This is a genomic window from Paenibacillus sp. 2TAB19 (assembly GCF_052115185.1).
Classification (GTDB): Bacteria; Bacillota; Bacilli; order Paenibacillales; family Paenibacillaceae; genus Pristimantibacillus.
The window spans coordinates 18,288-44,277 of sequence record NZ_JBFRGE010000025.1; the positions used below are offsets into that span (position 1 = coordinate 18,288).

The 25,990-nt window shown below is 49.4% G+C and carries 32 protein-coding genes; 3 read left to right on the forward strand and 29 right to left on the reverse strand.

What is annotated here, in order from left to right:
- Positions 1–107 precede the first annotated feature (107 nt).
- The 24 genes from spoIVA to AB4Z33_RS13560 all read right to left on the reverse strand — a co-directional run bounded on the left by spoIVA (position 108) and on the right by AB4Z33_RS13560 (position 18,479).
- On the reverse strand, positions 108–1,586 hold the full coding sequence (gene spoIVA / locus AB4Z33_RS13445) for a stage IV sporulation protein A (protein ID WP_337103478.1): 1,479 nt from the start codon (positions 1,584–1,586) through the stop codon (positions 108–110).
- Positions 1,587–1,872: 286 nt separating this feature from the next.
- A complete protein-coding gene (locus tag AB4Z33_RS13450; RefSeq protein ID WP_442050400.1) occupies positions 1,873–2,625 on the reverse strand; it encodes a hypothetical protein in 753 nt (250 codons plus the stop codon).
- Positions 2,626–2,666: 41 nt separating this feature from the next.
- The gene (locus AB4Z33_RS13455; protein WP_442050401.1) at positions 2,667–3,014 is read right to left on the reverse strand and encodes a 2Fe-2S iron-sulfur cluster-binding protein; all 348 of its coding nucleotides are present in this window, start codon (positions 3,012–3,014) and stop codon (positions 2,667–2,669) included.
- Positions 3,011–3,610 carry a hypothetical protein gene (locus AB4Z33_RS13460; protein ID WP_442050402.1) on the reverse strand — a complete coding sequence of 200 codons (600 nt, stop codon included), beginning with the start codon at positions 3,608–3,610 and terminating at the stop codon, positions 3,011–3,013. Before AB4Z33_RS13460 ends, AB4Z33_RS13455 begins: the two co-directional genes overlap by 4 nt.
- Positions 3,611–3,634: 24 nt before the next feature.
- The gene (locus AB4Z33_RS13465) at positions 3,635–3,931 is read right to left on the reverse strand and encodes a 2Fe-2S iron-sulfur cluster-binding protein (RefSeq protein WP_337103482.1); all 297 of its coding nucleotides are present in this window, start codon (positions 3,929–3,931) and stop codon (positions 3,635–3,637) included.
- A 60-nt stretch (positions 3,932–3,991) separates the two neighbouring features.
- Positions 3,992–4,171, reverse strand: coding sequence for a DUF2768 family protein (locus tag AB4Z33_RS13470; RefSeq protein WP_337103483.1), 180 nt, complete (start codon positions 4,169–4,171; stop codon positions 3,992–3,994).
- A gap of 166 nt (positions 4,172–4,337) precedes the next feature.
- Positions 4,338–4,613 (reverse strand): stage VI sporulation protein F, encoded by a 276-nt coding sequence (locus tag AB4Z33_RS13475; RefSeq protein WP_307202332.1) that lies wholly within the window; start codon positions 4,611–4,613, stop codon positions 4,338–4,340.
- A gap of 136 nt (positions 4,614–4,749) precedes the next feature.
- The gene (locus AB4Z33_RS13480; protein ID WP_442050403.1) at positions 4,750–5,784 is read right to left on the reverse strand and encodes an NAD(P)H-dependent glycerol-3-phosphate dehydrogenase; all 1,035 of its coding nucleotides are present in this window, start codon (positions 5,782–5,784) and stop codon (positions 4,750–4,752) included.
- An 8-nt stretch (positions 5,785–5,792) separates the two neighbouring features.
- The gene (plsY, locus tag AB4Z33_RS13485) at positions 5,793–6,395 is read right to left on the reverse strand and encodes a glycerol-3-phosphate 1-O-acyltransferase PlsY (RefSeq protein WP_337103485.1); all 603 of its coding nucleotides are present in this window, start codon (positions 6,393–6,395) and stop codon (positions 5,793–5,795) included.
- Between the two features lie 12 nt (positions 6,396–6,407).
- Entirely contained in the window at positions 6,408–7,730 is a 1,323-nt protein-coding gene (der, locus tag AB4Z33_RS13490) for a ribosome biogenesis GTPase Der (RefSeq protein WP_337103486.1), read from the reverse strand.
- 78 nt (positions 7,731–7,808) lie between these two features.
- Positions 7,809–7,988 carry a capping complex subunit for YIEGIA gene (locus AB4Z33_RS13495; protein ID WP_442050404.1) on the reverse strand — a complete coding sequence of 60 codons (180 nt, stop codon included), beginning with the start codon at positions 7,986–7,988 and terminating at the stop codon, positions 7,809–7,811.
- Positions 7,981–8,898 (reverse strand): YIEGIA family protein, encoded by a 918-nt coding sequence (locus AB4Z33_RS13500; protein WP_442050405.1) that lies wholly within the window; start codon positions 8,896–8,898, stop codon positions 7,981–7,983. Before AB4Z33_RS13500 ends, AB4Z33_RS13495 begins: the two co-directional genes overlap by 8 nt.
- Positions 8,898–9,557, reverse strand: coding sequence for a YphA family membrane protein (locus AB4Z33_RS13505; RefSeq protein ID WP_442050406.1), 660 nt, complete (start codon positions 9,555–9,557; stop codon positions 8,898–8,900). Before AB4Z33_RS13505 ends, AB4Z33_RS13500 begins: the two co-directional genes overlap by 1 nt.
- 136 nt (positions 9,558–9,693) lie before the next feature.
- Complete coding sequence (gene rpsA, locus AB4Z33_RS13510; protein WP_442050407.1) at positions 9,694–10,929, reverse strand: 30S ribosomal protein S1; 1,236 nt, start codon at positions 10,927–10,929, stop codon at positions 9,694–9,696.
- A 106-nt stretch (positions 10,930–11,035) separates the two neighbouring features.
- On the reverse strand, positions 11,036–11,560 hold the full coding sequence (locus AB4Z33_RS13515; RefSeq protein WP_442050408.1) for a lysophospholipid acyltransferase family protein: 525 nt from the start codon (positions 11,558–11,560) through the stop codon (positions 11,036–11,038).
- A 60-nt stretch (positions 11,561–11,620) separates the two neighbouring features.
- The gene (gene cmk, locus AB4Z33_RS13520; protein WP_442050462.1) at positions 11,621–12,289 is read right to left on the reverse strand and encodes a (d)CMP kinase; all 669 of its coding nucleotides are present in this window, start codon (positions 12,287–12,289) and stop codon (positions 11,621–11,623) included.
- 275 nt (positions 12,290–12,564) lie between these two features.
- The gene (locus AB4Z33_RS13525; RefSeq protein WP_442050409.1) at positions 12,565–12,744 is read right to left on the reverse strand and encodes a hypothetical protein; all 180 of its coding nucleotides are present in this window, start codon (positions 12,742–12,744) and stop codon (positions 12,565–12,567) included.
- A gap of 81 nt (positions 12,745–12,825) precedes the next feature.
- Positions 12,826–13,479: a flagellar brake protein gene (locus AB4Z33_RS13530; RefSeq protein WP_442050410.1), complete on the reverse strand. Its 654-nt coding sequence runs from the start codon at positions 13,477–13,479 to the stop codon at positions 12,826–12,828.
- Between the two features lie 57 nt (positions 13,480–13,536).
- Positions 13,537–14,889, reverse strand: a complete 1,353-nt coding sequence (gene ypeB / locus AB4Z33_RS13535; protein ID WP_442050411.1) for a germination protein YpeB — start codon at positions 14,887–14,889, stop codon at positions 13,537–13,539.
- Between the two features lie 108 nt (positions 14,890–14,997).
- On the reverse strand, positions 14,998–15,156 hold the full coding sequence (locus AB4Z33_RS13540) for a hypothetical protein (RefSeq protein ID WP_442050412.1): 159 nt from the start codon (positions 15,154–15,156) through the stop codon (positions 14,998–15,000).
- Between the two features lie 54 nt (positions 15,157–15,210).
- Complete coding sequence (gene prsW / locus AB4Z33_RS13545) at positions 15,211–15,906, reverse strand: glutamic-type intramembrane protease PrsW (RefSeq protein ID WP_442050413.1); 696 nt, start codon at positions 15,904–15,906, stop codon at positions 15,211–15,213.
- 15 nt (positions 15,907–15,921) lie between these two features.
- Complete coding sequence (locus AB4Z33_RS13550; RefSeq protein ID WP_442050414.1) at positions 15,922–17,172, reverse strand: Glu/Leu/Phe/Val family dehydrogenase; 1,251 nt, start codon at positions 17,170–17,172, stop codon at positions 15,922–15,924.
- Positions 17,173–17,326: 154 nt separating this feature from the next.
- Complete coding sequence (locus AB4Z33_RS13555; RefSeq protein ID WP_442050415.1) at positions 17,327–17,947, reverse strand: genetic competence negative regulator; 621 nt, start codon at positions 17,945–17,947, stop codon at positions 17,327–17,329.
- A 208-nt stretch (positions 17,948–18,155) separates the two neighbouring features.
- The gene (locus AB4Z33_RS13560) at positions 18,156–18,479 is read right to left on the reverse strand and encodes a hypothetical protein (protein WP_442050416.1); all 324 of its coding nucleotides are present in this window, start codon (positions 18,477–18,479) and stop codon (positions 18,156–18,158) included.
- Between the two features lie 182 nt (positions 18,480–18,661).
- Between AB4Z33_RS13560 and AB4Z33_RS13565 the strand changes: the two genes are divergently transcribed.
- Entirely contained in the window at positions 18,662–19,531 is an 870-nt protein-coding gene (locus AB4Z33_RS13565) for a polysaccharide deacetylase family protein (protein ID WP_442050417.1), read from the forward strand.
- Here the strand turns inward: AB4Z33_RS13565 and AB4Z33_RS13570 are convergent.
- Complete coding sequence (locus AB4Z33_RS13570) at positions 19,515–19,754, reverse strand: hypothetical protein (RefSeq protein ID WP_442050418.1); 240 nt, start codon at positions 19,752–19,754, stop codon at positions 19,515–19,517. The genes AB4Z33_RS13565 and AB4Z33_RS13570 overlap by 17 nt on opposite strands.
- Positions 19,751–20,344 carry a CPBP family intramembrane glutamic endopeptidase gene (locus AB4Z33_RS13575; protein WP_442050419.1) on the reverse strand — a complete coding sequence of 198 codons (594 nt, stop codon included), beginning with the start codon at positions 20,342–20,344 and terminating at the stop codon, positions 19,751–19,753. The genes AB4Z33_RS13570 and AB4Z33_RS13575 overlap by 4 nt, the downstream gene beginning before the upstream one ends.
- A 112-nt stretch (positions 20,345–20,456) precedes the next feature.
- Here AB4Z33_RS13575 and AB4Z33_RS13580 point away from each other — a divergent pair, with 112 nt between their 5' ends.
- Positions 20,457–21,374 (forward strand): hypothetical protein, encoded by a 918-nt coding sequence (locus tag AB4Z33_RS13580; RefSeq protein WP_442050420.1) that lies wholly within the window; start codon positions 20,457–20,459, stop codon positions 21,372–21,374.
- Between the two features lie 6 nt (positions 21,375–21,380).
- Here the strand turns inward: AB4Z33_RS13580 and AB4Z33_RS13585 are convergent, their stop codons facing one another.
- Complete coding sequence (locus tag AB4Z33_RS13585; RefSeq protein WP_442050421.1) at positions 21,381–21,707, reverse strand: rhodanese-like domain-containing protein; 327 nt, start codon at positions 21,705–21,707, stop codon at positions 21,381–21,383.
- A gap of 320 nt (positions 21,708–22,027) precedes the next feature.
- On the opposite strand from AB4Z33_RS13585, the gene serA reads away from it, so the two are divergent.
- Positions 22,028–23,620 carry a phosphoglycerate dehydrogenase gene (serA, locus tag AB4Z33_RS13590; protein WP_442050422.1) on the forward strand — a complete coding sequence of 531 codons (1,593 nt, stop codon included), beginning with the start codon at positions 22,028–22,030 and terminating at the stop codon, positions 23,618–23,620.
- Between the two features lie 162 nt (positions 23,621–23,782).
- Here the strand turns inward: serA and AB4Z33_RS13595 are convergent, their stop codons facing one another.
- Both AB4Z33_RS13595 and AB4Z33_RS13600 read right to left on the reverse strand, forming a co-directional pair.
- Positions 23,783–25,222, reverse strand: a complete 1,440-nt coding sequence (locus AB4Z33_RS13595; RefSeq protein WP_442050423.1) for an ATP-binding protein — start codon at positions 25,220–25,222, stop codon at positions 23,783–23,785.
- 27 nt (positions 25,223–25,249) lie between these two features.
- Entirely contained in the window at positions 25,250–25,966 is a 717-nt protein-coding gene (locus tag AB4Z33_RS13600; RefSeq protein WP_307201672.1) for a response regulator transcription factor, read from the reverse strand.
- Positions 25,967–25,990 lie beyond the last annotated feature (24 nt).

Consider the following 25,990-nt stretch of genomic DNA (forward strand, 5'->3'; position numbering starts at 1 on the left):
ACAGCCGATTCGCAATTTCAAGTAGGTAAATGCATTTCTTCCATTCAAAATCGCAAGGCCGCTCCCCGACTTTCGGAAGCGGCCTCGCAAACGTATTTTGGATCGCCTTAGAGAATGATAGCAATTAATCCGCCAGAGCCCTCGTTGATGATACGGCCAAGCGTTTCTTGCAGCTTGTAGCGCGCGTTGTCAGGCATCATCGCGATTTTGCCCTGAATGCCTTCCCTTACGATCGAATGGAGTGACCGTCCGAAGATGTCGGACTCCCAAATCTTGATCGGGTCGTTCTCGAAATCTTGCATTAAGTAACGGACTAGCTCCTCGCTCTGCTTCTCAGTACCGATAATCGGAGCGAACTCAGACTCTACATCCACGCGAATCATATGAATCGACGGAGCAGTCGCTTTCAAGCGAACGCCGAAGCGAGAACCTTGCCTGATCAGCTCAGGCTCATCGAGCGCCATCTCAGCCAGCGTAGGAGCGGCGATGCCGTAACCCGTCGTCTTCACCATCTCCAGCGCTTCGGCGAAGCGGTCATACTCGCGCTTCGCATGCGAGAAGTCCTGCATGAGCTGGAGCAAGTGGTCCTTGCCGCGTATCTCGACGCCGACAACCTCCATTAAGATGCGGTCATACAGCTCGTCAGGAGCATACAGATCAATCTCCGCCACGCCTTGACCCATGTTCATGCCGCTTAAGCCCGCTCTGGCGATAAAATCATATTCCATGAACTGCGAAACGACACGATCGACATCGCGCAGACGGCGAATATCCTTCACCGTGTCACGAACCGAACTTTCGTAGTTGTTGCGCAGCCAGTGGTTATCATTCAGCACCATGACCCAGCTTGGAAGATTAACGTTAACCTCATGGACTGGGAATTCATAGAGCACTTCGCGCAGTACGGAGATAACCTCTTCCTCGCCCATTGTCGCAACGCTAAGCGTCATAACTGGAATATCGTATTTCGATTGCAGCTCATTGCGCAATTGAAGCGCCTCTTCGCCGCGAGGTCTAGTTGAGTTAATAATAAGCACGAAAGGCTTACCCACTTCTTTCAGCTCATTGATGACGCGCTCTTCGGCGACCACGTAGGAGCTGCGCGGTATTTCGGCGATTGAGCCGTCCGTCGTTACGACGACGCCAAGCGTCGAATGCTCCTGAATGACTTTGCGCGTGCCGATCTCCGCTGCTTCCTGGAACGGGATCGGTTCATCGAACCATGGAGTTGTAATCATCCGCGGACCGTTCTCGTCCTCGTAGCCCTTCGCACCTTCAACCGCGTAACCAACGCAATCGACCAATCTCACATTCACTTCGAGCCCGTCGGTTACTTTCAGTTGTACCGCTTGGTTCGGCACGAACTTCGGTTCCGTTGTCATAATCGTTTTACCCGCAGCGCTTTGAGGAAGTTCGTCCACGGCTCTGGCACGATCTGATTCGCTGGCGATGTTCGGCAGCACGACCGTCTCCATAAACCGTTTAATAAACGTTGATTTGCCCGTCCGGACTGCCCCAACCACACCGAGGTAAATATCCCCGCCAGTTCTCTCGGCTATGTCCTTGAAAATGTCCACTTTCTCCACTGAATATCCCCTCCCAATTGATTTTCCGGTTCGCCGCCATCCACCGGACAAGAGGGCAGGCCAGCGACGCAACTCGTACATACTTTTTGGACTAGTAACATCATATGTCCAACCTTACCTTTTATGACGATTCCTTCCCTGAAATCTTTTTTACCACCTCGTCGGTCAACATCCCTTCCAAGATTGAATTATATGAGCGGCCGAGTTTCACTAGTACATCGATATACAAAAAAAACCTCCGCAAGCCATTGATTGGCTGACAGAGGTCTTGCTCTGGATAGAACGATTAGGGCTTGGCCGCTTGCGGCTCGCCATTCACATAGTGGTAGATGGGCGACTTAACTGGAACATAGTCGGAATCGTCGACCAGCAAAGTGCGCAGGTCCAGCTTCTCATCGATGGACATGTCGCCGTTTTTCTGAATGAGCTGCATGATGTCAATGCCATAATCGGCGTACACAACACCGCCCTCGTCTACGAGTGCGTTAATGGATTGTCCTGAGAATACGCTTTGAATGACAGGCGCAGTCTTGTTCATCAATTTATAATCGATTTGATAGAAGCCTGGATACATTTGTTCGCCCTTAGGGAGCTCGCCGCCATTTTGCACATAAGCTTTAACCCACCCCTGAATATCGTTCACCTTCTGATAGGTGACCAGATCCATCAGCTTCACACGCGGGTTCGTCTCCTCGTCAATGACTAGAAAATAGAAGTTGCCGCCCTTCTCGAATGCCGCGCTAGGAAGATCGCTCAAGTAGCCCGTTCGCTGCAGCTTCGCAAAATCGATCAGAAACTTCTCGTAAACTGGGGTTTGTGCATCGCTGTTCTTGATTGGAAGCATGCCCGTCTCGTCCTTGTATTGGTCAATAGCCCCTTGTACGTTGCGGATGGCTTCCTTCGGCGCCGCTTGATTCTGCTTGCGCTGATCATCGGGGTACATACAGCCTGATAATGTTGCAGCAAATAAACTAACTGCTGTTACTATAGCTAATAAACGCATATATTGCGCAAATCTTCTGTTCGTAAATAAAGCCATTGTTAATCCTCCTGCAACAATTGTGTTACGCAACTTGTTAACTACCAGAGAGGCTCATCCTGCTCTGCCTGCCTAGCTAATTGGCGCGCAATAGCCGCCTTAAGCGGGTCAAGCGGCACCGTTACTTCTACTTTGCCGTCGACACGCGCTTGACAGCCGAGCCGGATGCCTTCGCCGTCAAGTCCCGCCAGCTTCCTGCGTTCATTGTCCGATATTGGCATCAGCTCACTGCCAGGAAGCACCGACAGCTTGCACATAAAGCATGCCGCCTTGCCTCCGCAACGCGTCTGAATGAGAACGTTGGCGCGTCTTGCCGCGTCAAGCAGCGTCGTTCCGCGCTTAACCGCAACTTTCTTGCCCGATGGCCAAAACGTAACTTCCGCGCTCAACGCCTTAACCCCGCTTTCGACTCGCTAATGAAGCTGTGCACATATTGCCTTGCTTGCTCCGAGAAGCGGTTAACCGCCTCAATGGCCCTCAGAGCGGGCCCGTCGGCCGAATGATTAAAGCTCTCTGCAATAAGCTGCACCCGATCCTCGCGGGCACGCAGCGCGTTGAACCATAATTCGTGCGCGAGAGGCACGACGTTCGCCTGCTTTGCTGTTCCATTCACTGTAAGCTTAGTACCGTAGGGGATCAGAAGCTTCTTCACATCCGTATGATAGAAGCTGTCAGCTGATGTCACTTCAAAACCGCCGACCAGCTCGACAGATACCCCTTCGATGTTAAAATGACACAAACGTGATCGATACATGTTCGTAATGCTCAAATCCGGTTCATCAACCGCATACCGACTTAACTTATTGTATATGCGCTCAACATCCTCGTCGTCGCAATAGAGATCAAGATCTCGAGGACTTGCTAGAAGCGGAAGCTTGCGCAGCAGCAATCCTGCGCTTCCGCCTACGATCCAATTCGGACAATCACTGCCGGTAACGTCAATTACGGAAGCCAGCGCTCTGTATATTTGCTTATTCTCATTCATCGCCGGCACTCCTTCTTCAGTCATTTAGAAATAAGGCTTATTGGCAGCAGCGATCGGGCCGGCATTCGGCTTCACTATCGCTTGGCAAGCAAGTCGATAGCCCTCCTCGAACTCCTCTGGCTCAAGCCGATCCCATTCATCATCGGTTACTTCCTCGAGTTGGTCGCCGCCCTCTGTTACGAGGCAGCGGCAACGCGCGCATGTACCTCTCGCACAAGAGAAGCTCCAATCCACATTGTGCTTGATTGCCAGATCAAGCAGCGACATGCCTTCTTCCGGTTCGACAACAGCTGTTTTCGTTTTTCCTTTTAGTTCAATCATTGCGTCTCCAGGTCTCCCTTTCGCAGCCCTTAATTATTATATATCGTATGTAAGCTTTCTCTATATGATGGAAAATAAGCCGTATACGAATCCGAGGACTAGCAGTATAAATGCGACTAGCGATAAAACAAATTTTACAACGCCCTTCGTTTTCAAACGGGCGAATGTGATTAAAGCCGCGGCGATAGCCATCAGGCCTATGCCGACAAAGGATACCCACATTTTTGTCATTGCATCCATTTCGAATCGATTCTCCTAATCTGTAACGGAATAAGTTCCCGACTATTATAACATTCGACAAGCCTGACTTGTACCTATCTCGGCACAAAAAAAAGGACAAAAGCCGGCAGGATGTGACGAACGAATGAAAACATTCGCTGTCCTGCCGAGCTCTTGCCGCTATGCGTTACTTCTTCATCATCATTTTCATGATCGTTTCCATGCCGCCGGCGGTCATGCCACTAGCCTTGACAGCTTTAACAATATCGTTAACCGTCGAGTCGGACACTTTCACCTTTGCCATATCCGATACTTGCTTGATGAGCTTGCGAAGCTCCGCTTCGTTTTGCATCGTTTCGGCTGTTACGCCTCCGGCAATTTTTTTCACCGCGCTCTCGGTAATGTTTTTGCCGGTTTTCTTATTAATCGCGCCTAATACGTCTTTGGACATATCCTTGGACAACGCTCTAACCTCCTCATAGGCTTGCGGGCGCAAACGTAAGGCTCGTCGGCATAACATAAAGTATGCCAACGCCTGCGCTCTGCAGCGCTCCTAGCATCATATGAGGAGGTGGACGTTTTGGTATAGGCGTACGTCCTTATCCGATTTCTTCGATTTCATGCGTCCGCAATCGACCCATCAAGTGCTCGACCGCGGTTCTCGGACTCTTGTTCGCGAACAATACCTCATACAGTTGGGCTGTAATCGGCATCTCCACATTGTATTGCTTCGCGAGTTCATAGGCAGCTCGCGTGGTCCTTACGCCTTCGACGACCATGCCCATCTTGTTAAGCACCTCTTCAAGCGGCGTCCCGTCTGCCAGCATGTAGCCCGCCCGCCAATTACGGCTGTGCTTGCTAGTGCAAGTGACCACTAGATCGCCTACACCGGCGAGTCCGGCGAACGTAAGCGCATTAGCCCCCATTGCCGTGCCTAATCTTCCGATCTCCGCTAAGCCGCGCGTTAGAAGCGCAGCCTTCGCATTATCTCCGAAGTTAAGGCCATCGGACAAACCCGCGCCAAGCGCAATAATGTTCTTAATCGCGCCGGCAACCTCAACGCCCGGCACGTCCGGATTCGTATAGACGCGGAAGTAGCCGTTCATTAGCGCATCCTGAGCCTGCTCTGCAGCCTTTAGCTTGGCAGATGCGACGACGACAGTGGTCGGCTGCTGGCGAATAACCTCTTCCGCATGGCTTGGACCTGAGAGAACAACTAATTGATCAGCAGATCGTCCGAGCTCCTCGGCTAGAACGGAAGTCATCCGCTTCAGCGTATCACTCTCGAATCCTTTGGTCGCATGGATGACAAGCGTCTCTGGCGACAAGTAAGCAGCAGCTTGTCTCGCCACGTCACGCATCGCTCCTGATGGAGCAACGAAGAGCGCAAGCTCGGCATGCTCCACCGCTTCCTTCATATCTGTCGTAGCTTCGATCAAGCTATCCAGCTTCACGCCAGGAAGGAATTTGCTATTCTCACGATTCGTATTAATATCGCTCGCTTGCTCGGCATTTCTCGTCCAGAGCTTGACCTTGTAGCCGTTAGTCGCTAGCACGGAAGCGAGCGCCGTTCCCCAACTGCCTGCCACGAGTACAGCCGCGATGCGGGCAGTTGATGTATGTTCGTTGGTCATAGCTGCATTCACGTCCCTTTCTTTGCACCAAGCTTGTTCTCAGTGCCTTGGAACAGCTTTACGATATTCGTGCGATGACGAACAAACGCAAATAGACATAACACGATGCTTGCTGTAAGCAAAGGCAAAGAATAATAAAAGGATGCAATTAATAATGGCGTTATGCTGGCGAACAATAACGATCCTAACGATACGTACCTTGTAACGACGATAGACAAGATGGCAATAACGCCGGCGCATATTGCAGGTACGAAGGCCAAGGTGGCAATGACGCCTACGGTCGTAGCAATGCCCTTACCACCCTTGAACTTGAACCATATCGGCCAGTTATGGCCGATAATAGCCGCTAACCCGGATAATACCGGTATCCATTCATTATCTCCGCCAAGTCCATGACCGATCCATACAGCTGCGATCCCTTTGGCGATGTCCAGCAGGAATACAAGTATGCCTGGGCCTTTGCCAAGCACCCGCAGCGTATTTGTCGCTCCGGCATTGCCGCTGCCATGCTGTCTGATGTCAATCCCCTTGACCCATTTGGCAATGACGATGCTGAATGAAACCGAGCCTAACAAATAGCTCAAAACAACCGCAATGACTCCGTATGCCAACCTTCTTCTCCCCTAATCCTCTTCGTTCTTCCGACGCGTGTAGATACGAACCGGCGTTCCTTCAAAATTGAAGGCAGCTCGAATTTTATTTTCCAAATAGCGTTCATACGAGAAATGCATAATCTCCGGTTCGTTAACGAACACGACGATCGTCGGCGGCTTCGTAGCGACTTGCGTCACATAATTAATGCGAAGTCGCTTGCCCTTGTCAGCCGGAGGCGGGTTAATCGCTACGGCATCGGAGACAACATCGTTAAGCAAATGCGTCTGAATACGCAGCGCATGCTGCTCCGACACATGATTGACAACTGGCAGAAGCTTCTGTAAGCGCTGTTTCGTCAATGCCGATAAATAAACGATCGGAGCATACGACATGAACAAGAAATGATCACGAATATTCGTCGTGAACTGCTGCATCGTCTTCTCGTCTTTCTCGACAACATCCCACTTATTCACGACAAAGATCGACGCCTTGCCTGCTTCATGGGCATAACCAGCAATATGCTTGTCCTGCTCGATGATGCCTTCTTCGCCATTGATCAGTACGAGCACGACATCCGCGCGCTCAATCGCTTTCATCGCACGCATTACGCTGTATTTCTCTGTCGACTCGTAGACTTTGCCTCTTTTGCGCATGCCCGCTGTGTCAATAAGTACATAACGTTGACCGTCACGCTCGAACGGCGTATCGATCGCATCGCGCGTCGTACCCGCGACATTGCTCACGATGACGCGTTCTTCGCCCAGCAAGGCGTTCACGAGCGATGACTTGCCCACATTCGGTCTGCCGATTAAAGCAACTCGAATGACATCTTCATCATAGCCATCTTCCTCAATCTCAGGAAGCAGCTCAACGGCAGCTTCAAGCAAGTCGCCAATGCCTATGCCATGCGATCCAGAGATCGCAATCGGCGTACCGAAGCCAAGTCCATAGAACTCGTACACTTCGTCCATGCGATTCATATTATCTACTTTATTCACAGCCACGACTACCGGCTTGCGCGAACGGAACAGCATTTGCGCCACTTCATCGTCGGCATGCGTAAGTCCAGTCTTCGCATCGACCATGAAAATAATGACGTCTGCTTCCTCGATCGCCAGCTCGGCCTGCATGCGTACCGACTTCATAATCTCATCTTCGCCATCAATTTCGATACCTCCGGTATCGATAATGCTAAAAGGCTTTCCAGCCCACTCGCCAATACCATACAGACGGTCACGCGTGACGCCTGGCTTATCTTCTACAATTGCTAGCCTGTCGCCGATGACACGGTTAAAAATAGTGGACTTGCCCACATTGGGTCGCCCGACGATGGCAATAACAGGTCTTGCCATAATTAGCTTTTCACTCCTTCAAAAATACTCACGCTAATCATCATAGCAAAAAACTACGGTCTTGGCTAACTTTTCATATTAATGATGATTGACTAGTATGTAGGTTCCATTCTTCAAATCATGCGCGCTTGCATCCAAAATTTTCTCCAGCAGGAAAGATGTATGCTCTAATGCCTTCTCATCATCGACAATAAAAATAGGCGCCCCGCCGTCTACTTGTTTACCATGCATCGTTACGATTGCGACAATCTTAGCCAAGCTCGCCCGCTCCCTTCTTATTGACGGCCGCCTCTGTCGGCATGCGAACCGCCGACTCCAGGATCGGCACGCGAAGAATGACTTCCTTCCCTTTGTCTTGATCCCGCTCTTGAGGCAATAAGAAGACCGCAAGTCTGCCGTCCTTCAAATCTAGCTTGGCCATCGGAATGAGGGCCGGCTCACCGTCATCGCGATATACGCCCATAATCGTCGCCAAATCGTATAGGATCGCTTGTCTTTGCCCGAGATTGCTCAATGTCACTTTGCTATTAGCATTGATCGGCTTCAAAATATAACCAATACCGCGTTCGGCAATAATTTGCTGATTGCTCTTAAGTCCGACATTCATAATATAAATATCATCTACGAGCAGATCAGGCCCGTCAATGATAACCGGTGCAGATACGACCTCTGCAATATGAGAGATCGATTTTCCCGATTTCAGCCATTCGACCAGCAATAAGGATACTCCTCCTGCTAGAATGCCGATCCATACATTGAACAATACCGCAAACAGGCTCGTAAGCAGAGCCGACATAATAACGAGATAGTTGCGTCCTTCGAACACCATCGCAATGCCTTCTATATAAGTCGAGCCGCGGCTTACTAGCTCCATGCTATCGATCTTTGTCAGCGTTTCGCGCTCCATCTTGCGAACGTCCCGGAATTGCTGTGCCGCCAAGCTTAAAAATGTAATCGCCGTATAGTCCTTATTGTACAGTGCGGGAACTGCAACCGCTCCAAGCGCAGCGGCAATTACGCCTAACGAGATATGAATAATCCGTCCATGGGGATATGTCGGATATTGCCGATAATCGGTTCGAAGCATCAGGAGACGAGCGATTATACCGAAAACAATCCCAAGCAAGACGCCGATAAGATGTTTGTTCTGATCCAAATATTGCAACATTAGGACGAGCGGCCTCCTCTGTAGTTCAGTAATAAATCGCTAATTTTCGACCCGGTCATACGAACGGCCCGGTGCGCAAGACTAGCTAGACTGGCTGCAACAAGTGAAACAAGAAAGCTATCCCACCAAGCCACAGAGCCGATGCTCGTCATTACAATTCCTTTGTATAACATCGCATATACGAATTCTCCGATTACGGCTCCCCAGATCATAATGCCGAACTGCTGCCTGCCGTTGGAAGTACATACGCCGCATAACGCGCCGCTTAAGATCGGAGTATCCCAGCTTGGTCCAAGCCAATAAAACACGGGATCGTAGCTGTACAGCTTCCTCACAATTCCCCACACCAGTCCGACAATCAAGCCGCATAACACCAAATATAGTTTGTTGTTCCACCCCTCATCGCCCCTGCCTGTAACCATTCCTGCAAGAAGCAGCAATATAATAGCAGCATGGATATGAATAACAGCCGTGACAGCCGCTTCTGATCTTAAGTGGATATCGACCCATAAAGGCATCATGAGCATAATGGCGCTAACCGATCCTACTACGATTAATGTTATTCTGCTAACCCCGGGAGCCAGATATTCTCGCCAGCCCGTTGCGAATAAGATCAATGCTGCAATAACGATCCAAACCGAAATAAATCCGGGATTCATCCCATCACCTCTTATCCGCATATTATGCTCCCAAGCATTAACGACTATGCCAATGAAGTGTATTCCTGCATCGCTCCGCACCAAAAAAAGGCTATCCCCGTGCGTTAGCACAGGAATAGCCTCTTCCATTCACTCATTATTTCAAATTTTTGAGTTTGTCGCCAAAACGCTCCGCAAGGGAGTAGCTCATGCTTTCATTGCTCAAGCTTACGTTCGGGTTGTCGATTTTTTCAACTTTAGGAGCACGAGGCGCTCTCTCGGCACGCGGGCTTTGAGCTGGCTTCTCAGGAGCTTCTTCCGTTTCTTTGATGCTTAGGCTAACGCGTTTCTCAGCAGGGTTGAAGTCCAAAACTTTCGCTTGTACTTCTTGACCTTCTTTAAGAACTTCGTTAGGCGTAGCGATATGCTGGTGCGAAATTTGGGAAATGTGTACAAGTCCTTCAACGCCCGGAGCGATCTCTACGAAAGCGCCGAATGCTACGATACGGCGAACCGTACCTGTAACAATGCTGCCGATAGCGAATTGACCTGCAGCCGTATCCCAAGGACCTGGTTGTGCAGCTTTAATGCTAAGGCTGATTTTGCCTGCAGCAGGATCAACTTTAAGTACTTTAACGCGTACCGATTGTCCTTCAGCTACAACATCCTTTGGATGTGCAACATGCTGCCAGGAAAGCTCGGATACGTGTACAAGTCCGTCAATGCCGCCGATATCAACGAAAGCACCGAATGGTGTCAGGCGTTGAACCGTACCGTCAAGCTCTTGACCTACTTGCAACGAAGCCATAACCTGTTGCTTGCTTTGCTCGAACTCAGCGTCCAATACTTCCTTCTGGGAAAGGATCACTTTGTTGTTCTCGCGATCGATTTCTTTCACTTTAACGCGAAGCGTACGGCCTTTGTAGCCGCTGAAATCTTCTACGAAGTGACGTTCAACCATCGATGCAGGAATGAAGCCGCGAACGCCTACGTCTACAACAAGGCCGCCTTTGACTACGTCTGCTACCGCTACTTCGAATACTTCGCCGCTCTCGAAATTAGCTTGAAGCACATCCCATGCTTTCTCCCCGTCAACTTGACGTTTCGAAAGGACAAGTTTTTCTTTTTCGTCGTCGATGCTGACAACTTTAAGCTCAACCTCTTGGCCAATTTGAACCGCTTCTGTTGCGTTCTCGATTTGAACAGCGGAAAGCTCACGAATTGGAATGACACCGTCATATTTATATCCAAGGCTTACGTAAGCTTGGTTATCTTCGATTTTGACGATCGTACCTTTGACGGAATCGCCTTTTTTCAAAGACACGAAATTGTCCATAGCATCTTGGCTTACTTCTTCTGCTACAGTTTCTTGAACATTAGTTTCTTCTGACATTGAAATAACCTCCTCAATTCATACCCCAACTTTATTTAAATCCGCTGACGATTGCCCTTTTCTCTCGAAATAGCTCCGCCAGCAGCATTTAAAACGCGCGCTTGCCTTAAGATTGTTGTGCTGCGATCTCGCGAATGCGAGCCATAATGGCATCTGTAACTTTTTCCAGCATATCCGGCGCACCTTCTTCAATAAAAGGCTTTAGATCGATCGGTTCCCCATAGCATACAATCATTTTGCGGAATGGCGAATATTTGCCAATGATCGCTACCGGAACAACGGTTGCCCCGCTTCTGATCGCTATCATTGATGCACCTTTCTTCGCTGCCGTGCCTTCTTGACTGTTACGCGTGCCTTCCGGGAAAATCCCGAGCATATTGCCTTCCTTAAGTAAGGATATCGCTGATTTGATCGCATCTTTGCTGACACCGCCGCGTTTGACGGGGAAAGCGCCGAAGGAACGAATCAACGGACCGAATACCGGAATTTTGAACAGCTCTTCTTTGGCCATAAAATGCACCTTACGGCGAATTTTTATGCCTACAGTCGGCGGATCAAGCAAGCTCAAATGATTCGAAGCGAGCACGACTGGACCGTCTGCAGGAATATTGTCCGTACCTCTTGCTTCCAAGCGGAATAGCAAGGTGTAAATGACCCGGAGCAAAAACCTAAAAATGCGATATAACATAGTTTACTTCGCCTCCGCCAATTTGGTTCGGCTTAAATTAACAATTGCCGCAATAACTTCGTCAATTGTCATTCCCGTGCTGTCCAGAACGACAGCATCGGAAGCACAAACCAGCGGCGAAATGGCGCGCTGCTCGTCCAAGCGATCGCGCTCGGCGATTTCGGATTCCAGCTGTCTCAGTGTAATGGACTGGCTGTCCGAAATTTCGCGATACCGCCTCGCTGCGCGTTCCTGTACAGAAGCTGTTAAGAATACCTTCAGCTCCGCATTCGGAAGCACATGAGACCCGATGTCTCGTCCATCCATAACGACGCCTTTGCGGGCTGCGAGCTGCCGTTGCAGCGCTCCCAACACATCACGAACCGATTCGATCGCTGCGTAATGGGATACTTGCAAGGTGACTTCCCGCGAACGTATGGATGAGGTAACGTCTTCCCCGTTCACATAAACCGATTGTCCATGTTCTCCGGGCCTTAGATCGATCTGAAGCGATCTTGTCAGCTCGGCCAGTCTTGCAGTCTGCTCAGGCAGAACGCCTGCACGCTGCGCAGTATACGTGACCGCTCGATACATCGCTCCCGTATCAATGTAGACATACCCAAGCTGTTCGGCGACCTTACGTGCTACCGTACTCTTGCCCGCGCCTGCCGGCCCGTCAATGGCAATATTCATACGGTCGCTGTCACCTCCGTGTTGCGTCACGCACAGTCAACCCCCTTTAGATCGAGAGACGGTTGGCCGAATTGATTAACGTATGCGACGCAAACCTCTCTAGCGTAAACGGTCGTTATGCATGCCGAAGCTGCAGGCGCGATCGTTTCGCGGGCGAAATATAAGAACGCAGCAATGCTACTATTCTACCTCTTATATTTCAAGAAAAAAGCAGGCTTTGCCTGCGACGTGAAAATTATACCACACTATACCCGCAGATGCAAAAGAACGGGAAGCTATTTGAGTCTTGTGCCTTCCCACCGATCCACACCCGTCAACCAATGTCTGATCGTGTCGTTTTGGAGCGCAGCCTGTGAACAGACAACCAGGATGAGCAGCGTTATGATCATTTTTTTGAGAAAAGCGCTAACTTCGTCAGACAGCTTAATCATCTGTTTTTTACTTTTTCTCTTCATAAACAGCTCGCGAAAAATAGGAATCGCTCCTCTTTAAATTCAGGTTCTTTCCCTATTTTTCGCCAACCTATTCCACTCTATTCATCGATTGCGATATTCAAGCTGCTTCTCGAAGCAGTATCTAATTATTTTCTGACGCTCGGAATCGCTGATGCTCGCGAACTTAATCATGATCTGATGACGACCGGACTCCATCTCTACGACGCGCACGATCTCCGCCTTGAATGATGCATGTTCGATCGTACCGTTCTTGAATGGGACGAGCAGCCAGCATTCCAGCATCTGCTCTGACTTGAGAGCCCACTTTCCATCGCATATAAAGGAAATGCCGCCGCCGCCTACATCATCCGTCTTGCAGACGAAGCGAACATGATCGGACAGCTTGACCGCGATCTCAAGCTCGGCCGGCACACGCAGGAAATTACGGCGTTGCACCTTCGTAATCCGATCGGGATCGGGCTTGCGAATCTTAATAAGTCGAATGACATCCTCGGCAAAGCCGATAACATGCGAATCGAAATAGTTCTTGATGCCCGCTTCCGTTATGAAGTTGACGGACAGCTCGTCCCCTAGAAACAGCCGTTTGAAACGACCTGTCTTCTCGCTGAGCGGATTTTCGATCAACAAACAGTCTTCTTGCTCATCGGCAATTCGAGACTTGTATTCGATCGCCGCTTCTTCTTCATCGGCAGAAGCGATATGGTAATACAGCATTTGATTTACTTTAGGCAACATTTGGCTCCCCCCATTTCATTGACATTATAGCACGTCGATTAGAGGGGAGCTATATCGTTATTTGTCAGCGGCTTTCGTATCGTTTCGCGTCATTTCCTCAATGGATTCCTCAATACCCGTCTCTGAATTAATGTAGACACGGTAGAGGCTGCCATTGATTTGTCCCGTATATTCATAGCAGAGTACTTCTTCGCCTAATTCATTGTCGATGAGAGCGAGCTGTTCGCTTCGGACCTTCATCTCCGGATTAAGCGCTTTGCTTGCCTGCGCTTTCGTGAGCACCGGCTTAGGCAGCTTCCGTTCATGCTGCTCGTATACATAATCGGCAGCTTGCAAGCCAACAATCTCGCCATTATCAAGCGCCACCTTCACGGTCAGCTTCTCCGGATAAATGAGTACGCCACCTTGATTATGTACGAAGGTCAACGTACCCGCCCGATCGAACATATCGTAGCTGATTGCATTCATTCCTTTGAAGCCATGCTTCTCCAAGAATGACTCCGCGTTGCTCTTTACTTTGTTCAAGCCAATCTGCTTTTCTCCTATTTCGCGCGGATTCATGAACGAGATGAGTTGGCCGCCCTTCTGCGTGTAATCCAGCTGCAGCTTCCTGTCCTTGCCCGATTCGACCGTAGCCGTATAAGAAGCAAATTCCGTGCCCTTGCCGTTCTCGGTTACTCGGATCGCACCGGCATTCTCGCCGGTGAACTTCGCAGCTTCCTTCTTCACATCTTCCGCATTAACAAACTTGCCGCCCAGCATCTTAATGGAGCGCTTCTGATACATGCTGCTAACGGATGGTCCCCAGTTGATTTCCGGGTACTCGCTAACCTTCTTGTCGACCGTCTTGAAGCCATCGATGATCGCATTGTCGTTATTGGATTTCTCAGACGCAATGGCAACCTCAACATCCATCCACCTCAAGCTGTTCGCTAATACATTGTTCTGAACGCCTAACAAATCTTTCGAAATTTCCTCGGATTTCTTATAGAGCGTCTTCATCGTTGCGAATTCGTCCGGTGTCAGCGGCTGCTTGCTTAAATCTCTTACAGCTGTCTTATAAGCAAAGTTAGCGATATGCGACAGGAAGTCCTCCGCTTCATTGAATGGGAGCAGCGTTAAAGGCAGTTGACTGATTTCATTTTGCGCTTCGCTTGTCAGCCGCCACACATTGACGAGCCCTTTGCGATGGTACGCTTGCGAGGTGGAATTAACCGCCAGCGTGTTGCCTAGCTGCTGATGCAGCTGCTCGACATGGTAAGTCAAGTTATGGAAGGCGCGCTGGTATTGGTTTTCCGCTTTTATGAGAATCGAGTTTTTCTCTTGATGCTCTTGATAGCCCCAGTAGATCGAGCCGAGAAACAAGATTGTCATTATGGGGAACAGGATCGAACTAAGTCGGCGGTACATATGCAAAAAACTCCTTTCTTGTGCAAACCTGGTGTTAGTTTGGTTTGCCAAAAGGAGCTTTATGCATCCATGCTATTCAGTTGACTAACAATCCATCGGTAAACCGCCCTAATAGGCGGTATGCTCTTCAATATCGAGGTCGTTGGTATTGTTGCAGATGCATTGTTTAAAGCCGGTGTCGATACCGCCTTTATCCCGTCGCCCCCGCAGCACGAACTTCTCCCCGCATACATTGCACCGAATGGTCACCTTCACTCGCGCTTCCATCGTTACCCCCTAAGCTTCTAGATGGTTCCTATAGTAGCATTATGGACGGATGAGCTATAATTTAACCTCATCCTCGCGCGACATGAATCGGAACGGCGATCTGGAGTTGGCGGAATTGATCTTACGCAAGCTCCATACCCACAGCACCGCCATGAACGGCACCATGAACCAAAGGTAATTAGAACCGATTGAAATAATAATCCAATCATAGATGGCATGCAGCGCGAATGGCAGCAGCATGGAGATGGCAAGAAGTCTCCTCGTCTTAATCGCGGGAGCAAACTTCGCCTTTCCGAAGTAATACCCCATCATAATGCCGAATAAAGCGTGACCGGATACAGGCAGCAGCGCACGTCCAAGCAAGGTTGCAAAGCTGGCTGGCGAGTAAATTGCATACAGCACATTTTCCATCGTCGCGAAACCAAGCGAAATCGATGCGGCGTATACAATACCGTCATATGGCTCGTCGAATTCAGTATGGTTGTAGATGACGTGAAGAAGAACGAACCACTTCACGAACTCTTCTACTCCAGCCGACTCGAGGAATATGAACACCCCCGTGTAATCGCCTAGCCATATCTCTAGACCGCGCTGAATAACCATAATCGGTATAACGATAAGCAGACCTAGCACGAACATGCGCGCAACCATGTGGATCGGCTCTGCATCGTATTTATCTCTTAAATATAAGTAAGTAAGCAGCGATATGCCTGGTGCAACCGCTGCTGTCAATATAGAAAAAATAAGCATCTAACACCTGCCTTCTTACACCCACCCCCGGAAGCGAACCGCTTCCGCTACTTTGCGAATGCCGGCCATATAAGCAGCGAGCCGCATATCGACTTTGCGGGTGCGGTGAATGTCATACACTTGTTCGAAGCCTCGTATCATCATCAAGCGAAGCTTGTCATCAACCTCTTGTTCATCCCAGTAATAGCCTTGATTGTTCTGTACCCACTCGAAATAAGATACGATAACGCCGCCCGAGCTTGCAAGCACGTCAGGCACAAGCAATATCCCTCGATCGGATAAAATCCGAGTCGCCTCGAGTGTCGTAGGACCGTTAGCCGCCTCAACGACGACCTTAGCCTTAATGTTCGGCGCATTGTGTTCGGTAATCTGATTCTCGATGGCTGCCGGGACAAGCACGTCGCAGTCAAGCTCAAGCAGTTGATCATTGGTGATCGTCTGCTGAAACAGATTTGTCACATTGCCGAAAGAATCGCGTCGATCCAGCAAATAAGGAATATCGAGTCCTTCTTCATTATACAACGCTCCGGACACATCGGAAATACCAATTACTCTCGCGCCTGCTTCATGCATGAATTTGGCAAGATAACTTCCAGCATTGCCGAAGCCTTGAATGACGATTCGCGCATTCGCCAGCTTGATGTCTTTCAGTCTTAGAGCTTCATGGATCATGATAACGACACCCCGCGCCGTAGCGGTCTCACGCCCCTTAGAGCCTCCGAGGACAAGAGGCTTGCCGGTGATGAAGCCCGGCGAATCAAATTCCCGAATGCGGCTGTATTCATCCAGCATCCAAGCCATGATCTGTGAATTTGTCATCACATCAGGGGCTGGGATGTCTTTCGTCGGACCAACGATTTGACTGACTGCTCGTACATATCCGCGGCTTAAACGCTCCAACTCGCGGATGGACATGCTGCGCGGGTCGCAGATAACGCCGCCTTTGCCTCCCCCGTAAGGGAGATCGGCAATGCCGCATTTAAGCGTCATCCATATCGATAATGCTTTTACTTCATTCTCATTCACTGCGGGGTGGAAGCGAACGCCTCCCTTAGTTGGCCCAACTGCGTCATTATGCTGTGAACGATACCCTGTGAACACTTTCGTCTTGCCGTCATCCATACGTACCGGAATTCGAACGGTCAGCACCCTCATTGGTTCTTTCATCAGCTCGATCATATCTTGCTCATAGCCTAGCCGCTGCAGCGCTTGTTCGATTACGATTTGAGTCGCTTGCAGCACATCGGTCTCATTTTTGTCATTCATATCCCAATCACCGCCCTTGTCTCTTTATAATATGAGCGCCATGCTCACAGCGTATTCCATAAGAGACGGAGTCATGCGTTAGGATAGCCTAGAATGCAAGAAGAGCATCTTGCAAACCGGTAAGGTCGCAGATGCTCTCAACGAGGGATGGTGCTTAAAAGTTAAAATGAAGACATATTTGACGAATGGCCGAATCTGGCATAATAACCTTACCGTATTCCTCAAGCATCGCATAAGTGACGGATGTCGCTTCCCCGTATTCTGCAAGCAGGGCAATTACGGCATTATGCTTCGACGAGTCGATCAGCGCAGGCTCTAGTGCAAGAATCCACTTCCCGTTGTACGAGTATAGCTTCCCGTCTTCGGTTAGGCCGGAAGATTGAAGCTGCTTGCACACGGCAATGACATCCTCAAAGTCGCGGAATGAGTACATGACAATATCGCTTTGTTCGAGCGTAACTTCCATCTCGTATATTTCATCGTCCGCATCATCTTCTTCCAACGTGTGGCCGCCATCATGAGCGTGTGCATTCATCTTGCCGCGTGTAACGATGACCACCATACCTTGAGCGGGAAGGGCGAACACTTCAACTGCCAATGGGCCGCTGGCATCGAAACCTAGTTCCGTATATGCCTGGTCCATCATTTCACTGAACAGCTCGTGCACTTTAGGAATTTCGCGCCACATGTCGTCCTTATGGATCCCCCGTTCCGACAAGTCGTCGAACGTCAGGAAAATCCGTATCTTGTCCTGACTCAGCCGTTCGATTTTCATGACAGGATCCTCCTCTGCAGCATCTGTTGTAACAGCGTATGAAATTTTTAGTAAGATGTGATCAATTTGATCAAATCATGCTATGTAACTACTTTATCATGTATAACCGTCGAATGCACTAATATTGGGCAAAAAAAGGAATCGCATAACGCTGGCTAATGCCAATCGTTGACTGCGATTCCGTGGATGCCGGGCTATGCTGTGGCAGCTAGTGGGCAAGGGCTGACGTTTCCGCTTTTATTTTGTCCGCTTCCTTCTTGATAGCCGGATCGCTGCTCACGATCGCCTCAATTTGTTCCCAAGCGGCTTCTGACCTTCCTGCGGAAGCGTCTGTATGCTTTGGGGCGACATTCGCCGCCTCGTGCATGAATCCGTTATTCATTATTTTGGATACCGACTTGCCCATCATATTCGAGGCAGCATTCGAGATCGCGCTCGAAGCCCATGCGAACGTCCCTGGGCGCTTCCGCGATACATACACCGTCGCTGCCGCACCGAGCAAACCGCCTACGATAAATCCGCTTAACTTCATCTGTAAGAACACCTCTTTCTTCGTCGTCTTTCGTATTCAGTTGTTAGTGTGACCGCCGCAGAGAGCCGTCATTCCCGATAAAATAAGGAAATAAGCCCGATTAGCGCACAGCTTGACTGTGGTATACTAATGCCAAATTACAGCAAAACTCGACATAACATTGACGGAGGTAATCTTTAACGATGATGAAACGACGCCTGCCGATTTTAAACGCTCTTCTGACCGCTTCACTATTCGTGACGTTATCCGCTTGCAGCTCCAGTACGAAGACGACAGAGACGGATCAAGCCTCTACAACTATACAGCAGCCCGCTTCCGCTACCACGAAACCGTCCGAAACTCCATCTGCACAGGCAAATGCTGTTCCTCACACCGAGACAATTGCTGCGCCAACCGAAGCCGCAAACTCAAAGCCGCTCTACCGGATGACTGACGCTTACCGCTTCGTACCGATCGATGAAGCTACGAGCGACAAAGCCGTACTTCTTACATTCGACGACGGACCAAATAATGAGACGATTATCGATAGTCTGCTCACTACGCTGGACAAACATAAAGCGAAGGCGATCTTCTTCGTTAACGGCTACAGGGTCAAGCAAAACCCTGAGCTGCTGAAGCTCATCCAAGGCCGTGGACAAACGATCGGCAATCACGCTTGGGATCATAACAATTTGAAAGAAGCCAACGATGATGCGGTGAAGCAGCAGATTGGAGATGTACAAGATGAGGTAAAGCGATTAACGGGAACCGCCCCCCTCTTCTTCCGACCGCCTTACGGCGCTGGCAACGACATCGTTAAGCAAACAGCAAAAGACCACGGCATGTTATACATGACGTGGTCTAACGGTTCGCTTGATTGGGAGAAACCGGCACGGGATAATCCCGCGGAGGTGATCCGCAATGTGATGGAGCAGCTTCATCCGGGCGCTAATATATTAATGCATGAATTGCAATGGACAGCCGATGCTTTGGATGAGCTGCTGACGAAGCTGGAGAAGGAAGGTTATACCTTCATTGATCCAGCGACTATTTCTCCTATTGGGTATACTTAATACCATAGTAGAACAAACCCGCCACCAGACCAAGAAACAAGACTACAATAAGATTATAATACCATTTCGTTACTTTCTGCGCGCTTGATGGATGTTTCTTGCGTCTTGGCGGCAATGCCGAGACGTCGGTGGATTCGAGACTGCTTGCGGACGGCTCAGCCGTCCCTTCTAGTTGATAATGTTCCTGTCTGCTCGAGCTTCCAGACCTGCTTCTCCTGCTCATGACTCCCTCCTGAATCGAATAATTAAACCCATAATCAAATCAATTACAAAATGCGCAATGATAGCGGACCAAATCGATCCGGTCTCCATATAAATCCAACCTAAGCCGTAGCTGATGGAGAAGACTAAGCCTGTCGGTATCCAATGTTTCAAATAACGCACATGGATGGTCGCGAATACGATACTTGTCCAATATGGACCGATCGCATGCTGAATGGCGCCGCGAAACAACAATTCCTCGCATATTGCTACAATAAACGAAATGAGAACAATATGCCACACCGGCCGCTTGCGAAAAATACGATCGTTAACGCCGCCGTCATCCGCGGCTTCCTCCGGCACGAACCTGGAAATGAGCAGGTCAACCACGATCACCGCCGCCGCTAGTCCAACTCCCCACCACAGGAAAGTAAGCTCTTTCGGAAATTTGAATAATGCAATTATGTTTTGACGCTGAAATAATACCCATATCAAGCCGATAATAAAAGTAAGCCCTTGCGTCGCATACAAGTTAATGAGCAGCATTCTGTCGTCCAGATCGTCAACGGAAACTTTACGTACACGAATATTGCGAATATCGAACTTTTTCATCGTTTCCCGCCCGCCAATCTGTTTCGTTCATATTTTCTTTTTCGGCCTTTTAACCTATACTGATTAGAACTTAGAGACCCACCACATTACATATACATAGAAGGAGTTTGTCATGGAAAAGAAACTATCAGCTAACGCAATGCTATACAGCATCGGATTCGTCTTCATGCTCGCATGCTCGGTTGGCGCATTTTTTTACGGTATTGAAGTTGGCGCAGACCGGACCGAATCGAGATACGAAGCGGAGAAGGCCAGCGCAGAAGCTAAAGAATCGGTCAGTCCCTATCAGCAGCAGGATTTAGTTTCTTTCTATCATACCGTATTTTTGCCTTATCGTGAATTTCAGAACGAGTGGTTCAACGCCGTTAACAAGCTTTCGCAGGGTGAGTCCATTGATGCTTCATCAGCTTTTAAAGAGTTATCTAATCTAGCAAAAAACAAAGCGGGCGAAGCAAGCTCCTTCAATATGCAGAACTCCCCCCTGCTCGGTGAGGCGCAAGTCGGTTACATACGCAGCTTGAAACTATTCGCAGACGCGGCAACCCATGCTGCATCAAGTTCCAAATCTGCAAAGGGCGATGAACTGCTGCAAGTAATCGCCAAGGAGAAAAACTATATTACCGCTACCGCCCAATCATTAACCGCACAGCAAGCCTATTATGATGCTATGCTGAAGTGGTCATCGAGCGTTAACGTCGATATTCCTAACGAATACAAGCTCTCAGCCAAGCTCGATCTCGCCAAGTGGGAGACGCTGCCGATTACGGTCAAGAATAAGCTCATGGCCGATTCCTTGCTCAGCCGCAAGCAGATCACGACTTTTTATCCTCATGATCTGACTAGCCGGGTCGATGAATTTATTATTTCCGGTCAAGCCGCGAAGATGAAACTCGGTACCGTGTCCCAAATCGTTGCGCTTCTGCTTGACACGGACGCTGTCCGTAGCGGAGACTTTGCTGACAGTCACGCGAAGCTTTACAAGAAAACGTTGCTTCCGCAGTTGCCTTTCTTCTCCGCGAATGCCGACTAACTAATATTAATCATACTGAAAGTTTCTTAACGAGGCTATAGCCGCCATTCCGCCTGTAACATTGCGGAGGTCGCTATAGCCTTGTTCTTCTAAATAACGGCATACGGCCTCGCTTCGAACGCCATGCGCGCATACGATATACAGCGTCTTGTTGGTTGGCAGTTCATCCAGTCTGCCGGGGATGGTGTTCATTGGAATTAAGGTTGTATGCTCTAAGTGGTAATAGTCCCATTCGTACGACTCGCGTACGTCAATGATTTGCGAAGCATCTGCTTCACCGCTTTCCAAAATTGCTATTAATTGCTCAGGAGCTACATCCTGCCATTTTGTCATTATCCTATACCTCCTGTGTCGTCATTTGTTGCTCACAATGGTTGAATCATATCGAAATTTTCACAAATCAGCAAGTTTGAGCATTGCAATTGTCCACTCGCTTGCTATAAAATAGAAAAGTCCGAGTCTACTTTTAGAATTCACTTTCGTTCCAGCGCGGCAACAGCCGTTATGGCTTGGAATACGCTCCACTTCGGTCACGACTTGATGATCCAACTCTCGTCCCGATGCTGCAAGTCGAAGCCGGGACGGGGGTTTTTCTGTTCATATTAGAAAGCAAGGCGCAATCGCCTTGCACCAATTTAGGAGGCATACTTCTCATGTTTAAAGTGTTAGTTTCCGATCCGATCAGCGATTTGGGCATCCAGCAGCTAGTTGATGCAAATGATGTCACAGTAGACAAAAAACCTGGCCTTAGCGAGGACGAGCTTGTTGCCATTATCGGCGAATACGACGCTCTTCTCGTTCGCAGCCAAACAAGAGTAACCGCTAAAATCATGGAAGCAGGCAAACAGCTTAAAGTCGTTGGCCGTGCTGGTGTCGGCGTCGACAACATCGACCTCGAAGCGGCTACGCAAAAAGGTATTATTGTCATTAACGCTCCAGACGGCAATACGATTACGACATGCGAGCATACTTTCGCTATGATGATGGCTGTTGCACGCCATATCCCGCAAGCCTATCTGAAGACCGTTGGCGGCGAATGGGATCGCAAATCGTTCCTTGGCGTAGAGCTTCGCAACAAAACGCTTGGCGTTCTCGGCATGGGCCGTATCGGCAGCGAAGTAGCAAAACGCGCTAAAGCTTTCGGAATGGACATTCTCGGCTATGACCCGTTCATGACGGAGGAGCGTGCAGAGAAAATCGGCGTCAAGCTCGCTTCGGTTGACGAGATTGTTCGCAACGCAGACTTTATGACGGTTCATACTCCGCTGACTCCCGAGACTCGCCACATGATCGGCAAAGCGCAATTCGAAGTCATGAAGCCAGGCATGCGCATCGTGAACTGCGCACGCGGCGGCATTATTGATGAGATTGCTCTCGTTGATGCAGTTAATAAAGGCGTTGTAGCGGGTGCTGCTTTCGACGTATTCGAGGTTGAGCCTCCTGCTGAAGATCATCCATTCCTGACGCATCCGAAAATCATCGTAACGCCGCATCTTGGCGCTTCTACTGTTGAAGCTCAAGAAAACGTTGCTATCGACGTTTCGGAGCAAGTGCTTCACATATTGCGTGACGAGCCGTTCATGAACGCGGTTAACATGCCTCCTATCCCGGCTAATCTGCAAAACATTTTGCAGCCGTACTACACGCTTGGCGAGAAGCTCGGAAGCTTTATCGCTCAATCGACGGAAGGCGCTGTTCAAGAAATCATCGTTAACTATGCTGGCGAGCTAGCTGAAGTTGACACGCAACCATTGACGCGCTACATCGTTCGCGGCGTTCTTGCGCATCACCTCGGTCTTGAGAACGTAAATGTGGTCAACTCGATGCATCTTGCAAAAACAAGAGACGTTAATATCGTGATCCGTAAATCGACAGCTTCCAAAGACTTCACGAACCTCGTGTCCGTGTCGCTTCGCACGAAGAAGGAAGAACATGTCGTATCGGGTACTTTGCTAACTGGCTACGGCCCTCGCATCGTACAGATCGATAAGTTCCCAGTTGACGTTACGCCTGAAGGCAACCTGATTCTGATCTCGCACAACGACAGACCGGGTATCATCGGCCGCGTCGGCACATTGCTTGGCAACAACGATGTGAACATTGCGACGATGCAAGTAGGACGCCAGCTTGAAGGCGGATCGGCTATCATGGTCCTACGTGTTGACAAAGCCGCTCCGAAAGAAGTGCTTCAACAGTTGACAAGCCTTCCTGAGCTGAACACAGCTAAGGAAATCAAGCTTTACTAATAGAAGCGCTGCTTTGAACAAGAACCTCATCTCCCATATGCGGATGATGAGGTTCTTTTATTTTACTTATTGTATAGATACTTACCCCATTGTTTCACGAACAACAAGATTAAACGATGGTTCTCAACAAAAAAAGCGCTCCGCAAGGGAACGCTTTGACAACTATTGATGATAATCGACAGGAAGCAACAGGGTGAACGATGTGCCAACGCCAACAGCGCTTTCGACCACAATACGGCCTTTATGAAGATCGATCAGGTTTTTCACGATCGCAAGACCAAGGCCGGTACCGCTGGAAGAACCGCGTTTGCGGGCTTTATCCGCCTTATAGAACCGTTCGAATACGTACGGAACATCCTCCATCGGAATTCCTTGCCCTTCGTCACGAACCATAATTTGAATGAAGGCTTCTCCATTCACATCCGCCTGATGCCCTGCTATAGTGATAGACTTCCCAGCCGGCGTATGCCTAAGCGCGTTATCAAGCAGATTCGTTAATACCTGCTCTAGACGATCCTCATCGGCCTCCAGCATCGTAAGCGGCTCATTCGGAATATCGATCTGAAGCCGCACTTCTCTCTCCTTCGCATACACTTGGAACTTACGGTGGACGCGCTTCAGAACATGGCACAGATCGATCTCGTGGAAGTTCATCTCCACATGCCCTGCTTCCATCCGAGCGATGTCAAGGAAGTCATTGACGAGCCTGCCCATACGAAGCGACTCGTCATGGATAACCTGCACAAGCTCCTTGCCTTCTTCAGGCGATGCGACAATATCGTCAAGCAATGCTTCGCTATAGCCTTGCAGCATCGATAACGGCGTGCGAATCTCATGCGATATGTTCGCTACGAAGTCTCTGCGCAGCTTCTCAAGCTTATGCTCCTCGGTTACATTCCGTATTACGGCTACTGCACCCCGTACAACGCCGTTCGATTGAAGCGGCGCCATAACGACCGACCATACGTTAGTATGAACATGTACCTTCTCGCTTAAGTCATGCCCCTTCTCCATTACGGATTGGTACAATTCTCGCAGCGGCATCGGTACGCTCTCGTAGTGAATGTCGTTATTCGCCAAGTCGTCATCATGCCATTCATGCTTGAGCCCAGACCACTGATTGATGAGCAGATGGCCGCTAGGATTTGTCAATATCACTTGTCCTGCCGCATCGAACGTAATAACCGAATCGCCCATGCTCCGCAGGATGCTGGTCAAATGATTTTTCTCATGATTCAAGTCGTGAATCAGCTTATCAAGCTGCTCGGTCATATGATTGAACGTCTTCGCGAGCTCGCCGATTTCATCCGTCGAACGAATATCGACCCTTGTACTGTAATTGCCTTGCGACACGGAATCTGCCGCGTTTTTAAGCTGCAATAACGGCTGTTGGATCTTTGCCGACAGGAAGAAAGCGAAGAACGTAGACAGCAGGAAACCAATAATGGCAACGACGATGAACAGGATCTTAATATCATGGGCATCCTCATTAAACCAAATATCAATATATTGCAGCAAAAATACGCCTAATATGATGAGTACAACCGCTACAAGCAGCATGATGGTAGCCCAAAGCTTGCCGACCACACTGTTCCACAGCATACGTGTCAATCGTTGAATCAACTTCATTTACTTCGGTACCTCAAGCTTATAGCCGACGCCCCATACGGTCGTTATCATTGCGGCCGCGTCAGGGGACACTTTGTTCAGTTTCTCGCGAAGCCGCTTCACATGCGTATCCACTGTCCGCAAGTCACCGAAAAACTCGTAGTTCCAAACATCCTTAAGCAGCTCCTCGCGCGAGAATACTTTATCCGGCGAGACGGCCAAGTAGTGCAGCAGCTCATATTCCTTAGGCGTTAAGCTTACTTCTTGACCTCCGGCTGTTACGCGGTGCGCGTCATGCTCAATGATCAAGTTAGGAAACACGATGTTGTTGCTGGAGTTAATCTCCTTGGTCAAGAACGCAGTAGCAGACGAACGACGAAGTATCGCTTTCACGCGGTAGATCACTTCACGCGGGCTGAATGGCTTAACAACATAGTCGTCAGCACCGACCTCGAATCCCTGTACGCGGTTCATCTCCTCGCCTTTTGCGGTCAGCATAATGACCGGCGTCGCCTTAATCTGACGAAGTCGCGAGCATACCTCGACGCCATCAATTCCCGGCAGCATTACATCGAGCAATATCAATGCGTAATCCGTATTTGATGCAAGCCGAAGCGCTGTTTCTCCGTCCTCAGCTTCATCAATCGTATAGCCTTCCTTCTCTAAATACATTTTGAGCAGGCGGCGAATTCGTTCCTCATCGTCAACGACTAAAATACGGTTTGAGTAATCGGTCATACGGCATTACTCCTCTCCATTCTT

What these genes read in the sequence shown, in the direction of transcription:
- AB4Z33_RS13450 (WP_442050400.1), bottom strand. Translation starts at nt 2,625, where the DNA reads ATGGCTTTATTTACGAACAGAAGATTTGCGCAATATATGCGTTTATTA.
- AB4Z33_RS13460 (WP_442050402.1), bottom strand. Translation starts at nt 3,610, where the DNA reads ATGAATGAGAATAAGCAAATATACAGAGCGCTGGCTTCCGTAATTGAC.
- AB4Z33_RS13465 (WP_337103482.1), bottom strand. Translation starts at nt 3,931, where the DNA reads ATGATTGAACTAAAAGGAAAAACGAAAACAGCTGTTGTCGAACCGGAA.
- AB4Z33_RS13470 (WP_337103483.1), bottom strand. Translation starts at nt 4,171, where the DNA reads ATGGATGCAATGACAAAAATGTGGGTATCCTTTGTCGGCATAGGCCTG.
- AB4Z33_RS13480 (WP_442050403.1), bottom strand. Translation starts at nt 5,784, where the DNA reads ATGACCAACGAACATACATCAACTGCCCGCATCGCGGCTGTACTCGTG.
- der (WP_337103486.1), bottom strand. Translation starts at nt 7,730, where the DNA reads ATGGCAAGACCTGTTATTGCCATCGTCGGGCGACCCAATGTGGGCAAG.
- AB4Z33_RS13500 (WP_442050405.1), bottom strand. Translation starts at nt 8,898, where the DNA reads ATGTTGCAATATTTGGATCAGAACAAACATCTTATCGGCGTCTTGCTT.
- AB4Z33_RS13505 (WP_442050406.1), bottom strand. Translation starts at nt 9,557, where the DNA reads ATGAATCCCGGATTTATTTCGGTTTGGATCGTTATTGCAGCATTGATC.
- rpsA (WP_442050407.1), bottom strand. Translation starts at nt 10,929, where the DNA reads ATGTCAGAAGAAACTAATGTTCAAGAAACTGTAGCAGAAGAAGTAAGC.
- cmk (WP_442050462.1), bottom strand. Translation starts at nt 12,289, where the DNA reads ATGAATATTGCCATTGACGGGCCGGCAGGCGCGGGCAAGAGTACGGTA.
- AB4Z33_RS13525 (WP_442050409.1), bottom strand. Translation starts at nt 12,744, where the DNA reads ATGAAGAGAAAAAGTAAAAAACAGATGATTAAGCTGTCTGACGAAGTT.
- AB4Z33_RS13530 (WP_442050410.1), bottom strand. Translation starts at nt 13,479, where the DNA reads ATGTTGCCTAAAGTAAATCAAATGCTGTATTACCATATCGCTTCTGCC.
- ypeB (WP_442050411.1), bottom strand. Translation starts at nt 14,889, where the DNA reads ATGTACCGCCGACTTAGTTCGATCCTGTTCCCCATAATGACAATCTTG.
- AB4Z33_RS13540 (WP_442050412.1), bottom strand. Translation starts at nt 15,156, where the DNA reads ATGGAAGCGCGAGTGAAGGTGACCATTCGGTGCAATGTATGCGGGGAG.
- prsW (WP_442050413.1), bottom strand. Translation starts at nt 15,906, where the DNA reads ATGCTTATTTTTTCTATATTGACAGCAGCGGTTGCACCAGGCATATCG.
- AB4Z33_RS13550 (WP_442050414.1), bottom strand. Translation starts at nt 17,172, where the DNA reads ATGAATGACAAAAATGAGACCGATGTGCTGCAAGCGACTCAAATCGTA.
- AB4Z33_RS13555 (WP_442050415.1), bottom strand. Translation starts at nt 17,947, where the DNA reads ATGAAAATCGAACGGCTGAGTCAGGACAAGATACGGATTTTCCTGACG.
- AB4Z33_RS13560 (WP_442050416.1), bottom strand. Translation starts at nt 18,479, where the DNA reads ATGAAGTTAAGCGGATTTATCGTAGGCGGTTTGCTCGGTGCGGCAGCG.
- AB4Z33_RS13565 (WP_442050417.1), top strand. Translation starts at nt 18,662, where the DNA reads ATGATGAAACGACGCCTGCCGATTTTAAACGCTCTTCTGACCGCTTCA.
- AB4Z33_RS13570 (WP_442050418.1), bottom strand. Translation starts at nt 19,754, where the DNA reads ATGAGCAGGAGAAGCAGGTCTGGAAGCTCGAGCAGACAGGAACATTAT.
- AB4Z33_RS13575 (WP_442050419.1), bottom strand. Translation starts at nt 20,344, where the DNA reads ATGAAAAAGTTCGATATTCGCAATATTCGTGTACGTAAAGTTTCCGTT.
- AB4Z33_RS13580 (WP_442050420.1), top strand. Translation starts at nt 20,457, where the DNA reads ATGGAAAAGAAACTATCAGCTAACGCAATGCTATACAGCATCGGATTC.
- AB4Z33_RS13585 (WP_442050421.1), bottom strand. Translation starts at nt 21,707, where the DNA reads ATGACAAAATGGCAGGATGTAGCTCCTGAGCAATTAATAGCAATTTTG.
- serA (WP_442050422.1), top strand. Translation starts at nt 22,028, where the DNA reads ATGTTTAAAGTGTTAGTTTCCGATCCGATCAGCGATTTGGGCATCCAG.
- AB4Z33_RS13595 (WP_442050423.1), bottom strand. Translation starts at nt 25,222, where the DNA reads ATGCTGTGGAACAGTGTGGTCGGCAAGCTTTGGGCTACCATCATGCTG.
- AB4Z33_RS13600 (WP_307201672.1), bottom strand. Translation starts at nt 25,966, where the DNA reads ATGACCGATTACTCAAACCGTATTTTAGTCGTTGACGATGAGGAACGA.